12 protein-coding genes are annotated in these 14,369 nt (G+C 64.0%); 10 read left to right on the top strand and 2 right to left on the bottom strand.

The features are described 5' to 3' along the window. The first annotated feature begins 11 nt into the window (after window positions 1-11). Window positions 12-911 (top strand): 4Fe-4S dicluster domain-containing protein, encoded by a 900-nt coding sequence (locus ACT7DK_RS15610; RefSeq protein ID WP_445400744.1) that lies wholly within the window; start codon window positions 12-14, stop codon window positions 909-911. Further along, a complete protein-coding gene (locus ACT7DK_RS15605; RefSeq protein ID WP_445400742.1) occupies window positions 904-2,775 on the top strand; it encodes an acyl-CoA synthetase in 1,872 nt (623 codons plus the stop codon). The genes ACT7DK_RS15610 and ACT7DK_RS15605 overlap by 8 nt, the downstream gene beginning before the upstream one ends. A 31-nt stretch (window positions 2,776-2,806) precedes the next feature. Here the strand turns inward: ACT7DK_RS15605 and ACT7DK_RS15600 are convergent, their stop codons facing one another. Next, window positions 2,807-3,469, bottom strand: coding sequence for a TetR/AcrR family transcriptional regulator (locus tag ACT7DK_RS15600; protein ID WP_445400740.1), 663 nt, complete (start codon window positions 3,467-3,469; stop codon window positions 2,807-2,809). An 897-nt stretch (window positions 3,470-4,366) separates the two neighbouring features. Next, window positions 4,367-5,494 (bottom strand): tRNA epoxyqueuosine(34) reductase QueG, encoded by a 1,128-nt coding sequence (gene queG / locus ACT7DK_RS15595; protein ID WP_445400738.1) that lies wholly within the window; start codon window positions 5,492-5,494, stop codon window positions 4,367-4,369. Between queG and ACT7DK_RS15590 the strand changes: the two genes are divergently transcribed. The 8 genes from ACT7DK_RS15590 to hflK all read left to right on the top strand — a co-directional run bounded on the left by ACT7DK_RS15590 (window position 5,493) and on the right by hflK (window position 14,366). Further along, window positions 5,493-7,028 (top strand): NAD(P)H-hydrate dehydratase, encoded by a 1,536-nt coding sequence (locus ACT7DK_RS15590; protein WP_445400736.1) that lies wholly within the window; start codon window positions 5,493-5,495, stop codon window positions 7,026-7,028. The two genes, queG and ACT7DK_RS15590, sit on opposite strands and share 2 nt — an antisense overlap. Continuing rightward, window positions 6,991-7,458: a tRNA (adenosine(37)-N6)-threonylcarbamoyltransferase complex ATPase subunit type 1 TsaE gene (tsaE, locus tag ACT7DK_RS15585; protein WP_445400734.1), complete on the top strand. Its 468-nt coding sequence runs from the start codon at window positions 6,991-6,993 to the stop codon at window positions 7,456-7,458. Before ACT7DK_RS15590 ends, tsaE begins: the two co-directional genes overlap by 38 nt. Beyond that, the gene (locus tag ACT7DK_RS15580; protein WP_445400732.1) at window positions 7,455-8,771 is read left to right on the top strand and encodes an N-acetylmuramoyl-L-alanine amidase; all 1,317 of its coding nucleotides are present in this window, start codon (window positions 7,455-7,457) and stop codon (window positions 8,769-8,771) included. The genes tsaE and ACT7DK_RS15580 overlap by 4 nt, the downstream gene beginning before the upstream one ends. 1 nt (window position 8,772) lies before the next feature. Further along, the gene (mutL, locus tag ACT7DK_RS15575; protein WP_445400730.1) at window positions 8,773-10,557 is read left to right on the top strand and encodes a DNA mismatch repair endonuclease MutL; all 1,785 of its coding nucleotides are present in this window, start codon (window positions 8,773-8,775) and stop codon (window positions 10,555-10,557) included. Next, on the top strand, window positions 10,547-11,491 hold the full coding sequence (gene miaA / locus ACT7DK_RS15570; protein WP_445400728.1) for a tRNA (adenosine(37)-N6)-dimethylallyltransferase MiaA: 945 nt from the start codon (window positions 10,547-10,549) through the stop codon (window positions 11,489-11,491). Before mutL ends, miaA begins: the two co-directional genes overlap by 11 nt. 36 nt (window positions 11,492-11,527) lie before the next feature. Further along, the gene (gene hfq, locus ACT7DK_RS15565) at window positions 11,528-11,794 is read left to right on the top strand and encodes an RNA chaperone Hfq (protein ID WP_445400726.1); all 267 of its coding nucleotides are present in this window, start codon (window positions 11,528-11,530) and stop codon (window positions 11,792-11,794) included. A gap of 75 nt (window positions 11,795-11,869) precedes the next feature. Next, window positions 11,870-13,156, top strand: coding sequence for a ribosome rescue GTPase HflX (gene hflX, locus ACT7DK_RS15560; RefSeq protein WP_445400724.1), 1,287 nt, complete (start codon window positions 11,870-11,872; stop codon window positions 13,154-13,156). 46 nt (window positions 13,157-13,202) lie between these two features. Next, window positions 13,203-14,366, top strand: coding sequence for an FtsH protease activity modulator HflK (gene hflK / locus ACT7DK_RS15555; protein ID WP_445400722.1), 1,164 nt, complete (start codon window positions 13,203-13,205; stop codon window positions 14,364-14,366). Window positions 14,367-14,369: the final 3 nt, after the last annotated feature.

The following is a 14,369-nucleotide window of genomic DNA, read 5'->3' as shown; positions in this document are numbered from 1 at the left end:
GGGGAGCCGCGATGAAAAAGTGGAATCTGATTGTCGACGTCGAGCGTTGCCATAACTGCGGCAACTGCGTGCTGGCCAACCAGGATGAGCACGTCGATAACAATTATCCCGGTTATGCGGCTCCGCAGCCGCATCAGGGCGGTGCCTGGATCCGCATCGAGACAGTGGCACGCGGCACGCCGCCCATGGTGGATGCCGCCCACCTGCCCACCCTGTGCAACCATTGCGATAATGCGCCCTGCGTCGTCGCCGGCGGCGGCGCGGTGAAGAAGCGTGCCGACGGCATCGTTATCGTCGACCCGCTGCTGGCCAAGGGGCGCAAGGACCTGCTTACGACTTGCCCGTACGGGGCCATGCATTGGAACGAGGAACTGGATGTGCCGCAGATCTGGATCTTCGATGCGCACCTGCTCGATCAGGGCTGGAAGGAGCCGCGTTGCAGTCAGGTCTGTCCGACCGGCGCGCTGCAGGCGGTGAAGATGAGCGACGAAGAGATGCGGATACGAGCCAAGACCGAGGGACTGGAGGTGTTGCAGGACGCGCTGAACACCCGGCCGCGCGTCTATTATCGCAACCTGTACCGGCACAGCCGGTGCTTCATCGGCGGCAGCGTGGCCTACGGCATCGGTGAGGCGAGCGAATGTGTATCTGGTGCCACGGTGACGCTGAGCCATGACGGGGAGAGGTTGCAACAGGTTCTGACCGACGGATTCGGGGACTTCAAGTTCGACAACCTGGCACGCAACAGCGGTCGTTACCGGCTCGATATAGAGCATGCCGTGTTCGGCCGGGCTTCACGCGAGACCAAACTGTCGGAAAGCCTCTATCTGGGTGTGATCCGGCTGGACTCGAACCCGAGCGCACCGCAGGAGGTTTTCTCTTCGTCTACCTTGGAGCTGCATCATGCCTAACCATGCGATTCGAACCCTGGCCGATATCGAGCAGCTGGAAAGCGTGCCGTTCGCGCAGCGCCTGGAAGGCCTCGATTCCAGCTACGACGTGTTCCAACGGGCGGCCGAACAGTGGCCGGATGCCACGGCGCTCAGTTTCCTGCCGCGTGGCCTGGCCGACGACCCGGCGTTGAACGTCAGCTACAGCGAACTGTTCGCCAATATCACGCGTGCTGCCAACCTGTTCCACTCGCTCGGGGTCGGCCCGTGCGACGTGGTGTCCTATCTGTTGCCCAACCTGCCGCAGACCCATTACACCCTGTGGGGTGGGCAGGCGGCGGGTGTCGTCAATGCCGTCAACCCGCTGCTGGAAAGCGAGCAGATCGCCGCGTTGCTGAATGAAGTCTCCTGCAAGGTGTTGGTGACGCTCGGGCCCAATGGGGGGCCGGAACTGTGGCGCAAAGTGGCGGCGTTGCGTGAGCGGGTACCATCACTGCAGGCCGTGCTGCTGGTGCAGGAGCCGACACCGGCAGAGGGCACGCTGTCGTTCGAGGCCGAATTGGCCAAACAACCGGCGGACCGGCTGCTCAGTGGCCGGCGCATCCAGCGTGACGACATCTGTGCCTATTTCCATACCGGTGGCACCACCGGCACGCCCAAGATCGCCCAGCACCGCCACGGCAACCAGCTGGTGAACGCCTGGTGCGGCACCGTCATCATCGATCTCGGTCCAGGCGACCCCTTGCTGTGCGGCTTGCCGCTGTTTCATGTCAACGGCGTGATCGTCACCGGCCTGACCGCCTTTATGGCCGGCGCCCAGGTGGTGCTGGCCGGCCCGATGGGCTATCGCAACCGCGCCATGCTGGAGCAGTTCTGGTCGCTGGTGGAACGTTTTCGGATTACCGCCTTCTCGGCCGTGCCGACCGTGTATTCCGCCTTGATGACAGTGCCGCGCGGTGAGGCCGATCTGTCGTCGCTGCGTTTCGGCATCTGCGGCGCGGCGCCGATGCCGGCGGCGCTGATCCGGCAATTCGAGCAGGCCACCGGCATCCGCATCCTCGAGGGCTATGGCCTGACCGAGGGCACCTGCATCAGTGCGCTCAACCCGCGCGACGGCGAGCGGCGGCCCGGCTCGATCGGCCTGCGCATCCCGTATCAGCAAATCAAGCCGGTCATATTGGATGAACAGGGCAGCTACCTGCGCGACTGCGCGGTGGACGAGATCGGCGTGCTGGCGATCCGCGGTCCGAACGTATTCACCGGCTACAAGCAGGAAGAGGCCAATCGCAAGCTGTGGATCGATGGCGACTGGCTCAATACCGGCGACCTGGCGCGGCGGGACGCCGACGGCTACCTGTGGCTGACAGGGCGACAGAAGGAGCTGATTATCCGCGGTGGTCACAATATCGATCCGGCGCTGATCGAGGAGGCGCTGATGCGTCACCCGGCCGTGCAACTGGCTGCCGCCGTCGGCAAGCCTGATCGCTACGCCGGCGAGCTGCCCGTGGCCTATGTCATGTTGCACGAAGGCCAGGATGTCGGTCCGGACGAACTGAACGACTATGCGCGTGGCGCCATTCCGGAACGCGCGGCGGTGCCGGGCGAGATCTACGTGGTCGGCAGCCTGCCGCTGACGGCGGTCGGCAAGCTGTTCAAGCCTCAACTGCGCTATGACGCGACCGAGCGTACCTTGCGTACCTTGCTGGCACCCTGCATGACCGAGGCATCGGGCTGGCAGGTCAGCGTGGGCCCTCACCCGGTGCACGGTATGCAGGTAAGAATCGAGCTGAGCGCGCCGTTGCCGACATTTGAACGCATTGCCGAGGCGGTAAGCGAGGCCATGGCGGGCTTCAGTTTGTACTATGACATAGTCGGGACAGACTGATTGTGCCCCTGTTGTAGGGGCCGGGACACTGTCAGCCCGAGGGGAGTGACAACGGTGTTCGACGCATTCTGGGCAAGGGATGGGCGAGCGCCGTTTCGATCCGCCCCGGCTCTACCCCCAGCCCCTGTAGCACGATACGGACGATATCCGCGGTGTAATCCGCCGGTACCTTGCCCTGTACATAACTGCGCATGGCCAGAATCAGCGTACCGGCAACGAGGTCAAAGGCCACACGTTCATTTGGAAACTGAAACAGGCCCGCTTGGCGGCCCTCATGCAAATCACGCCTGAGCGGTTCAAACGGCAAGTCTTTGATGAAATCAGGGCGAGCCACGAAAGAAGCCCAGCTCAAATCGTGTTCGGCTTTATCGAGCCAGAAGCGAAGACCGGTGCTCAAGCGCAGCAAAGGGTCGGGCTGGTTGCTAATCTCGCCCTCGATCGATTCAATGATGTCGGAGCTCAACCATTCTATCGTGGCTTTGAGTAATTCGTCGGTGGCGCTGAAGTAATTGTAAAAAGTACCACGAGAGATCCCCGCTTCCGCGACGAAATCTTCGACCAAGGGGGCGTCTGTACCCATTCGCGCGAATACCCGCAGAGCCGCCTCCAGTATCTTCTGTCTGGTACGTTCGCGCCTTTGTCTGCCGACCTGCGTTCGGTGGTTGACTGGCTTGGCGTTGGCATCATTAGTCATATGTAGGCTGTTTCGCAATATGTGTTCGGATCTGGCTGGTTCGGAGAACCCGAGAAAGTAAGCGCCATACTCGGGCTGAACGATGGGGGGAGCCAACTGCAGATAGTGGGTACCTCACATCGCCAACATCAAAGCTGTACTCGCATGAGCTGGCAACATTGACCGAAGGCAAACGATACCAGATTTTCATGTTCCTTGCAGAGGGGCCTGCACATTCCATGATTGAGCGCTTAAGCAACCGCCAAGGAGACGACTATGTGCCGGTGCTGGCTCAACGGCAGTTGGGCATGGCCAAGGTGTCCTCCAACACCTCGTGCGGGTGAGAAAGCGGCGCCTGTCGTACTCCCGCTGTATTTGGTTGAGCTGATTAAGACGGATAACTCGTTTTGAAACGCGATGGCTCACATGGCTGACCGGAGAGGGGGCCTCGGCCGGCTCAGTCGCGCAGTGCTTTGCCGGCTTCCAGCACGTGCTTGATGCGGGCCTGGGTTTCGGGGGCATCAGCATCTCCACGAACAACCGGCGCTCGACGGTGAGCAGCCTGTCCTTGCTGGTCAATGGAGTTGTATGAAGCTTTTTTCGGGCCATCGAAGGCTTTTTCACGATGCCGCTCTTATCGCCTTCCCGTGCGGGAAGATCGAAAAGCACGACCGGCACATTGGCACTGGCCAGGTGGGCCGCAATCCGTGCCCCATGGCCCCGGCACCCAGGATGGCGGCTTTACGTACGAAAAGGCCTTTCATTAAGCACTCCTAAACGTTCACATCTCGATGTCACCGAATGACGCCGTCAGGTCCATTTGCGGACAATGGCATAGACGCACCACTATTCACTGGCACATTCATTGAGCGTATTGAAAAAACACAACGGGGGATCCCCCAAACGGGGAGCTCGGGCTCACCGGGCATGCTCCGGCATGCCCTTGTCCACGGCGCGGATCAGCCGTTCGGTCTTGCGCTCCGGCCGGGCCAGTCCGGCCCGTTGCCGCGCCAGGGCCCAGTCGATATGCTCCCGCACCAGTTCGTCCACCTCGTCCCGTTTCTGCTCCAGGGCCTGGATGACCTGCTCGGAGGCGGGGGCGTTGCCCAGGGCCACGGCGATATTGCGCAGCCAGCGGCGATGGCCGATGCGGCGGATGGGGCTGCCTTCGGTCATCTTCAGGAAGTGCTCCTCGCTCCAGGCGAACAGGGCCAGCAGCTCGGGGGCGTGCAGGTCGTCCCGGGCGGCGAAATCCGGCTCCCGGCTGGCCCCGGCGAAGCGGTTCCAGGGGCAGATCAGCTGGCAGTCGTCGCAGCCGTAGATGCGGTTGCCCATCAGCGGGCGGAACTCCTCCGGGATGGGGCCGTCGAGTTCGATGGTGAGGTAGGAGATGCAGCGCCTGGCGTCCACCACGTAGGGGGCGACGATGGCACCGGTGGGGCAGATGGTGATGCAGGCCACGCATTTGCCGCAGCCTTCTTCCACCGGGCCGTCCACCGGCAGCGGCAGGTTGACCAAGAGTTCGCCCAGAAAGAAGAAGGAGCCCTGCTCCCGGTTGAGCAGCAGCGAGTGCTTGCCCACCCAGCCGATGCCGGCCTTGGCCGCCAGCGGCCGCTCCAGTATGGGGGCCGAGTCGACGAAGGGGCGGGCGACCAGCCCTTGGGCCCGTTCCGCTATCCGGTCGGCCAGCTTCTTCAGCCGGTTGCGTAACACCTTGTGGTAATCCCGGCCCAGGGCGTAGCGGCTGATATAGCCCTTGTCCGGGTCGCTCAGCACCCGGGCGATGGCGGCCTGCTCCGGCAGGTAGTTCATGCGTACCGAAATCACCCGCAAGGTGCCCGGCAGCAGCTCCTGGGGGCGGGCACGCATCATGCCGTGGCGGGCCATGTAGTCCATTTCGCCGTGGTAGCCCTGGTCCAGCCAGTCGGCGAGCAGGGGCTCGTGGGCGGCCAGATCCGTGTCGGTGATGCCCACCTGGTCGAAGCCTAGCTCTGCTGCCCAGAGCTTGATATCGTGAGCCAAAGCGGCAAAGTCGGGAGTGGTCATGAGCATCGTCGGTCTGGAAAAGCCCCACAGTCTAACACAGTCGTTCTGGTACTCGGAGCAGATCCGGGAGGGGGAAAGGCAGGCGGCGGCCTCGGCCGGCATCAACCTGTTCGAACTGATGTCCCGGGCCGGCCTGGCGCTGTTCGAGCTGGCCCGTAAGGAATGGCCCGATGCCCGGCACTGGTGGGTGTTCTGCGGCGGCGGCAACAACGGCGGCGACGGCTATGTGGTGGCGCGGCTGGCCCGGGCGGCGGGCATTCGGGTGCAACTGGTGCAGCTGGGGGATGCCGACGCCCTGACCGGCGACGCCGCCCTGGCCCGGGATCACTACCGGGCCGACGGCGGCGCCATCGAAAGCCTGGAAGCCCTGCAGGACAGCCCGGATCTCATCGTCGACGCCCTGCTCGGCACCGGCCTTAAGGGCGAGGTGAGGGAAGCGGCCCGGCAGCATATCCGGCGCATCAACGACACGGCCGTCCCCGTGCTGGCGGTGGATCTGCCCTCCGGACTCTGCGCCGACACCGGCCGGCTGCTGGGGACGGCGGTGCGGGCCTCTCTCACCCTGAGCTTCGTCGGGCTCAAGCCCGGCCTGCTCACCGGGCGCGGGCCCGATGTGTGCGGCCGGGTCTGGCTGGCGGATCTGGGCATCCAGCCCCGCCTGCGCGCGGCCCCGGCCGGCCGCCTGCTGCATTGGCAGCAGGAGCGGCGGGACTTGCCCGGACGGCGGCGGGGCGCCCACAAGGGCGAGGCCGGCCGCTTGCTGATCGCCGGCGGCAATGAGGGCATGAGCGGCGCCGTCAGGCTGGCCGGGGAAGCGGCGCTGCGCCTCGGCACCGGCCTGGTACGGCTGCTCAGCCATCCGTCCCATGCGTCCTGGCTTAATCTGAGCCGGCCCGAGCTGATGACGGCGAGTTTTCCGGAATTCGACGGCTGGCAGTGGCCCCAGGCCCTGGTGCTGGGGCCGGGGTTGGGCCGGGACCCCTGGGCCCAGGCGCTGTTCGAGGCGGCGTTGTCCTTCCCGGGCCCCATGGTGATCGACGCCGACGGCCTCTACTGGCTGTGCCGTCGCCAGGCGGTACTGCCCGCCGAGCGGCCCTGGGTGCTGACGCCCCACCCGGGCGAGGCGGCCATGCTGCTCGGCTGTTCGGTGGCGGAGGTGGAAGCGGATCGGCCGGCGGCGGTGCGCGCCATCCAGCGCCAATACGGCGGCGTGGCGGTGCTCAAGGGGGCCGGCAGTCTGATCGCGGATGAGCAGCAGGTCAGTTTGTGTCATTATGGCAACCCCGGCATGGCGTCGGGGGGGATGGGCGACCTGCTATCTGGTATAATCGGCGCCTTTATGGCCCAGGGGCTGGCCCCTGCCCGGGCGGCGACCCTGGCGGTGCCCCTGCACGCCCTGGCGGGCGACAAGGCGGCCGGAGCCGGGGGGATGCTCGGTCTTCTGGCATCGGATTTGTTATCTCCACTAAGAACCCTTATCAATCAAAAAGATGAACATGACAATCAAGACGTGGACCCGGTTGCTGGCCGATGAGGGCGAAACCCTGGCCCTGGGGGAAAAACTGGCGCAGGGCTGCGGCGGTCCGGCGGTGATCTTTCTGCACGGTGATCTGGGGGCGGGCAAGACCACCCTCAGCCGCGGTTTTATCAGGGCGCTGGGTCATGCGGGCAAGGTAAAGAGCCCGACCTATACCCTGGTCGAGCCCTATCAGCTGCCACCCTGGCAGGTTTATCATTTCGATCTTTATCGCCTGGCGGATCCGGAAGAATTGGAATATATGGGCATCCGCGATTATTTTACTGATGACAGCTTATGTCTGGTGGAGTGGCCGGAGCGTGGTTTCGGCATCTTGCCGCCGCCGGATCTGGAGATCACGCTCAGCTACCAAGGCATGCAGCGTAGGGCGTTACTGGAGGCCTGCTCCCCGGCGGGCGTGGCGTTGCTGGAGAAAGTAAAAGCGTGAAGTCGATAGTCGTTGTTTTCTGTCTGCTGTTCAGTGTCTCGGCCTGGTCCAATCAGCTGGAGAGCATCCGTGTCTGGCCTTCCCCGGACAACACCCGCATCGTGCTGGACATGGGGTCGGCGCCTGCCTACGACTACTTTATGCTCAACGATCCTCACCGGCTGGTGGTGGATCTGCGCCAGACCCAGAACAGGGTCAATTTCGCCAGCATCGACAACAACAGCGAACTGGTTACCCGAGTCCGCGACAGCAAGCCGCCGTCTCCCGGCAGCTACCGGCTGGTGTTCGAACTCAAGGCCGGCGTCAAGCCCAGCGTCTTTCCCCTGACCCCGGCGGGGGAATATGGCCACCGGCTGGTGATCGACCTGCCCTACCAGGATCAGAGCCGGGCGCCCCAGCCGGTGGTCCGGCAGGCACCGCCCCAGGGGCAGCGCGAACTGATCGTCGCCATCGACCCCGGTCACGGCGGGGAGGATCCGGGGGCCATAGGGCCGCGCAAGAACCGGGAAAAACACATCACCCTGTCCATCTCCCGGCGTCTGGCCGATCTGATCAATAAAGAGCCGGGGATGCGGGCTGTGCTGACCCGTACCGGCGACTATTTCGTCAACCTCAACCAGCGCTCCGAAATCGCCCGCAAGGCCCGGGCCGACCTGCTGCTGTCCATCCATGCCGACAGCGTCGCCAACCAGGGGCCGCGTGGCGCCTCCGTGTGGGTGCTGTCCTCCAACAGGGCCAACCGGGAAATGGCCAGTTGGCTGGAGAAGCAAGAGCGTCAGTCGGAGCTGCTCGGCGGGGTGGGGGAGGTGATCTCCCAAACCGACGGTAACCCTTACCTGACCCGTACCTTCCTCGACCTGTCGATGGACAAGTCCAGGGCCGACAGTTACGCCATCAGCGAGCACATCCTCTCCGCCATGAGCAAGGTGGTGCGGCTGCATAAGCGCAAGCCCGAGCACGCCAGCCTGGCGGTGCTCAAGTCGCCGGATATTCCCTCCATCCTGATCGAGGCGGGCTTTATCTCCAACCCGCAGGAGGAACAGTTGCTGCTCACCGCCGATCACCAACAGAAAGTGGCCCTGGCGGTGCTCAACGGGGTGAAGTCCTATTACCGGCAGAATCCGCCCAACGGCACCATGATGGCCAGTCAGCCGACCCAGGGGGGGACACGCCGGCATACGGTCCGCTCCGGAGAGAGCCTGTCGCTCATCGCCCAGCGCTACGGCATCAGCGTCGGCCGCCTGAAGGGGCACAACCAGCTGCAGTCCGACGTGGTCCGCATCGGCCAGGTGCTGGATATACCGGGAAGCTGAGATGCCTATCCAGATACTGCCGGCCCGCCTGGCCAACCAGATCGCCGCCGGTGAGGTGGTGGAGCGGCCCGCCTCCGTGGTCAAGGAGCTGGTGGAGAACAGCCTGGATGCCGGAGCCACCCGCATCGAGGTCGACATTGAAAAGGGCGGCACCAAGCTTATCCGCATCCGCGACAACGGCAGCGGCATCGCCCGTGAAGAGCTGACCCTGGCCCTGTCCCGTCACGCCACCTCCAAGGTCAGTACCCTGGAGGATCTGGAGCAGATCCTGAGCCTGGGGTTCAGGGGCGAGGCGCTGGCCTCGATCAGCTCGGTGTCCCGCCTGGTGCTCACCTCCAGGCCGGAGGCGCAGGCACAGGCCTGGCAGGCGATGACGGAAGGGCGGGAGATGGAGGTCCGGGTACAACCCGCCTCCCACCCTACGGGCACGACCGTGGAGGTGAGCGATCTGTTCTTCAATACCCCGGCCCGGCGCAAGTTCCTGCGCACCGAGAAGACCGAGTTCGGCCATATCGACGAAGTGATCCGGCGCATCGCGCTCAGCCGCTTCGACATCAACCTGACCCTGCGCCATAACGGCAAGCCGGTGCGCCAGTATCGGGCCGGCACCCTGCCGTCCCAGCAGGACAAGCGGCTGGCGGCGGTGTGCGGCCCGGCCTTCATCGCCTCGGCGCTGCGCTTCGACAGCGAACACCACGGGTTGCGTTTGTGGGGCTGGCTGGCGCCGCCGGAAGCGGCCAGGGTTCAGCCGGATCTGCAATACACCTATGTCAACGGCCGCATGATGCGCGACAAACTGCTCAATCATGCGGTACGCCAGGCCTACGGCGAGCGCCTGCCCGCCGACGGCCATGGGGCTTTCGTACTGTATCTGGAGCTGGATGCACGGGAGGTGGATGTGAATGTGCATCCGGCCAAGCACGAGGTGCGCTTCCACCAGGCCCGGCTGGTACACGACTTCATCTATCAGGTGCTGGCCCAGGCGCTGGAACAGCAGCCTCCGCGCCAGGCGGCCCTCGAGGCCGGAGAGCCCGTGCCGGAATACGAGCCGGCCCCGTCACCTGCTCGGGAACCGGTGTCCTTTCAGGCTCCGAACCACGGTTATGGTGGCGGGCGGGAAAGGCCTCAGGGTGGCGTGAGCCGGCGGGAGTGGCAGGGCATGAGCGGCCTGCTGACCACCTTGGCCCCGTCCCGGCCCCAGCCGGCCACGCCGGCGCCTGATTCCTTGCCGGACTGTGGGCAGGGCCAGCCGCTGCTGCTGGTGCGGGAGCGCTTCCTGGTGCTGCTGTACCAGGAGCGGCTCTGGCTGTGTGAGCTGGCGGGGGCCTGCGCTCATGAAAATGGCCTGGCGCTGCTGGCGGTGTGGCGAGAGGGGCTGACGCCACAGCCCCTGCTGTTGCCCATCAGCATTCCATTGAGTGAGGCACAATTGGCGGCGCTGGAGCGGCATCGTCCGGTATTGCAGAAACTGGGGCTGGAGTTGAAAACCGGCAGCAAAGGCTCCATTATCCTGACCCGGGTGCCACAGCCCCTGCGCCATGCGGATCTGGCCCGGCTGTTTCCGGCACTGCTGGCCCGGCTGGACGATGAGACGCTGGCGCAACCGCAGTCCCTGTGTGGCTGGCTGGCCAGCCAGGGGCAGGCCAGAGCCGCCTGGACCCTGGCCGAGGCCGTGGCGCTGTGGCAGCGGCTGCAACCCGGTTTACCCGCCGACCCGGAGGCGCTGCCCTTTTTGCGGCCGGTGGCAATAGAGCAACAACTTGACAGGTGGATGGATGGGGACTGAACCCCTCGCGGTATTTTTGATGGGCCCCACGGCCTCGGGCAAGACCAATCTGGCCATGGCCCTGTGCCGGGAGCTGCCTTGCGAGCTTGTCAGCGTCGACTCGGCCCTGGTCTACCGGGGCATGGACATCGGTACCGCCAAGCCGACGGCGCAAGAGCAGGCCCAGGCCCCCCACCGACTCATCGATCTTCGGGATCCATCCGAGACTTATTCGGCCGCCGACTTCCGCCGCGATGCCCTGGCTGCCATGGCGGAGATCACCAAAGCCGGGCGCATCCCGCTGCTGGTGGGGGGGACCATGCTGTATTTCAAGGCGTTGCTCGAAGGCCTGTCTCCCCTGCCCGGTGCCGATGCGGCGGTCAGGGCCGAGATCGAGGACGAGGCGGCCCGCCTGGGCTGGGCCCGGTTGCATCGCCAGCTGGCCGAGATCGACCCGGTGGCCGCCGCCCGTATCCACCCGAACGACCCCCAACGCCTGTCCCGGGCCCTGGAGGTTTTTCGCGTTTCCGGTAAAACGCTCACAGAATTAACGCAACGCAAGGGTGATCCCCTGCCTTACAAAGTGTTACAGTTCGCGATTGCGCCCGCCCAGCGGGCCGAACTGCACCGGCGTATCGCCGAACGTTTCCGGCTGATGCTGGAGCAGGGGTTCGAGCAGGAAGTACGAGCCCTCTACCAGCGGGGTGATCTGCATCCGGAACTGCCGTCCATCCGTTGCGTCGGTTACCGCCAAATGTGGGATTACCTGGATGGTGTTGTCGGCTATGATGAAATGGTAGCACGGGGGATTGCGGCCACCCGGCAACTGGCCAAGCGACAGCTGACCTGGCTCAGGAGCTGGCCTGATCTGCAGTGGCTGGATACCGATAATAAAGAAGCCGGACCTCTCCTGATTGAACGGGTGAAGCTGGCACTTGATGACAGACAACAATAACAATTTTCCACAATTACAAAAGATAAGGACAACAAGATGGCTAAGGGACAATCTCTGCAGGATCCGTTTCTGAATGCGCTGCGACGTGAACGGATCCCCGTCTCTATTTATTTGGTGAATGGCATCAAGCTGCAAGGGCAGATTGAATCCTTCGATCAATTCGTCATTCTGCTGAAAAACACCGTCAGCCAAATGGTGTACAAGCACGCTATCTCGACCGTGGTGCCGGCCCGACCGGTGCACCACCAGGCGCCGTCATCGGCTGGCTCGGAGCAGGGCGATACCGAGCAGGATCAAGATTGATACTGACGAGCAAGCCTGTAGGGCGGTGTGGCAGCGCCGCGATGTGCGCTGTGTCTGAACGACGGAGGAAGCACCTTGTTTGAGCGTTATCAAGGTGGCGAGTCCGCCATTTTGGTTCACATTAATTTTGCCGACGACAACGAACGGGAAGCACTGGACGAACTGGAGCTGCTGGCCGACTCCGCCGGAGTGACCACCTGCGCCGTGGTCACCGCCAGCCGGGGCGCGCCCCAGTCCAAGTTTTTTATCGGCACCGGCAAGGTGGAAGAGCTGGCGGTGCTGGTGCAGATGCACCAGGCCGATGTGGTCATCTTCAACCACAGCCTGAGCCCGGCTCAGGAGCGTAACCTGGAGCGGGAAGTCAAATGCCGGGTGCTGGATCGTACCGGCCTTATCCTGGATATCTTCGCCCAGCGGGCGCGGACCCACGAAGGCAAACTGCAGGTCGAACTGGCCCAGCTGCGGCACCTGTCTACCCGGCTGGTAAGAGGGTGGACCCACCTGGAGCGGCAGAAGGGCGGTATCGGCCTGCGCGGTCCCGGGGAAACCCAGCTCGAAACCGACCGCCGGCTGCTGCGGGAGCGGATCAAGTATATCCAGAAGCGGCTGGAGAAGGTTTCCCGCCAGCGGGAGCAGGGGCGCCGGGCGCGGCAGCGCAACGAAATCCCGACCCTGTCCCTGGTGGGCTACACCAACGCCGGCAAGTCGACCCTGTTCAACCGCCTGACCCAGGCCGGCGTCTATACGGCGGATCAGCTGTTCGCTACCCTGGATCCCACCCTGCGCAAGATAGAGCTGCCCGACGCCGGGCCCGCCATCCTGGCCGACACCGTCGGCTTTATTCGCCATCTGCCCCATGATCTCATCGCCGCCTTCAAGGCCACCCTGCAGGAAACCCGCGATGCGGATCTGCTGCTGCACGTGGTGGACTGCGCCGACGAGCAGATGCGGGAGAACATCCACGAGGTGAACTCGGTGCTCGAGCAGATCGAGGCGGACGAGGTGCCGGTGCTGATGGTGTTCAACAAGATAGACAAGCTGGAGTCGCCCAGCCCCCGCATCGAAGTCGATGAAGAAGGCCGGCCCTGTGCCGTTTGGGTATCGGCGCAAGAAGCCTTGGGTATCGACGGTCTCTTAGAGGCGCTGAACCGGCTGCTGGCCGGCGTGCTGGTCGAGCACCAGTTGACCCTGCCGCCGTCGGCGGCCAGGCTGCGCAGCCGGCTCTATGCCCTGAACGGGGTCGTGAACGAGTCTTTCGGGGAGCAGGGGGAGTATGTGGTCGAGATCCGGCTGCAGCAAGCCGACTGGCATCGACTGCTCAAACAGGAAGGCGAACAGCTAGAGCGCTTTATAAGCGATTGATTGCTTGGTAAAGTTACTTTCATAAACCAGAAAGACGGAGATACAAATGGCTTGGAATGAGCCTGGAAATGGTGGTAAGGACCGTGACCCCTGGGGGAACAACGGCAAACATCAGGGCCCGCCAGATCTGGATCAGGTGATTCGCAACCTGAGCAACAAACTGGGTGGGCTGCTGGGCAACCGTGGCACCGGTGGAGGTGGCGGTATCGGCTCCTTTGGTATCGTCGTGGGCCTGGTCATCGCCCTGGTGGTGTGGGTGGTCAGCGGTTTCTACACCATCGGCGAAGCCCAGCGTGGCGTGGTGCTGCGCTTCGGCAAATTCTACCAGACGGTGGAACCCGGTCTGAGCTGGAAAGCGACCTTCATCGACCGGGTCTACCCGGTGGACGTGGAAACCGTGCGTTCCCAGCCGGCCTCCGGCTTCATGCTGACCCGGGATGAAAACCTGGTGCGCGTGGAGATGGACGTGCAGTATCGGGTGCTCGATCCCCGCGACTACCTGTTCAACGTAACCAATGCCGACGACAGTCTGCACCAGGCGCTCGACAGTGCCCTGCGCTACGTGGTGGGCCACAGCACCATGGACGACGTGCTCACCGTGGGTCGTGAGCGGGTGCGCCAGGAAACCCGTGCCCTGCTGGAAGAGATCATCGAACCCTACCAGCTGGGTCTGATGGTGCTGGATCTGAACTTCCTGCCGGCCCGTCCGCCGGAAGAAGTCAAAGACGCCTTCGACGATGCCATCGCCGCCCAGGAAGACGAGCAGCGTTTTATCCGTGAAGCCGAAGCCTATGCCCGGGAGATAGAGCCCAAGGCCCGTGGTCAGGCCGAGCGTCTGCTGCAGGAGGCCGAAGCCTACAAGGAGCAGGTGTCCTTCCGTGCCGAAGGTGAGGTGGCCCGTTTCCGGGAGCTGCTGCCCCAGTATCGGTTGCAGCCGGAGCTGGCCCGTCAGCGTATCTACCTGGAAACCATGGAAGAGATCTACAGCAAGGTCAATAAGGTGATTGTGGACACCCCGGAAGGCAACAACAGCCTGCTCTACCTGCCGCTGGACAAGATGATGGAACAGCAGGCGGGCCGGGCCAGCCGGGTCGACCCCAATGTCATCACTTCCGATTACCTGAACGGTAATGCCCCCGCGAGCCAGGACGGCGGTCAGCTACGACCGGGTTCGGACCGTAGCGCTATTCGTCCGACAGGGAGAAACTAAGCG

The sequence above is a fragment of the Zobellella sp. An-6 genome (assembly GCF_052487945.1).
The sequence above is the reverse complement of the archived record's forward strand: the minus strand, read 5'-3'. Positions and strand labels throughout refer to the sequence as shown.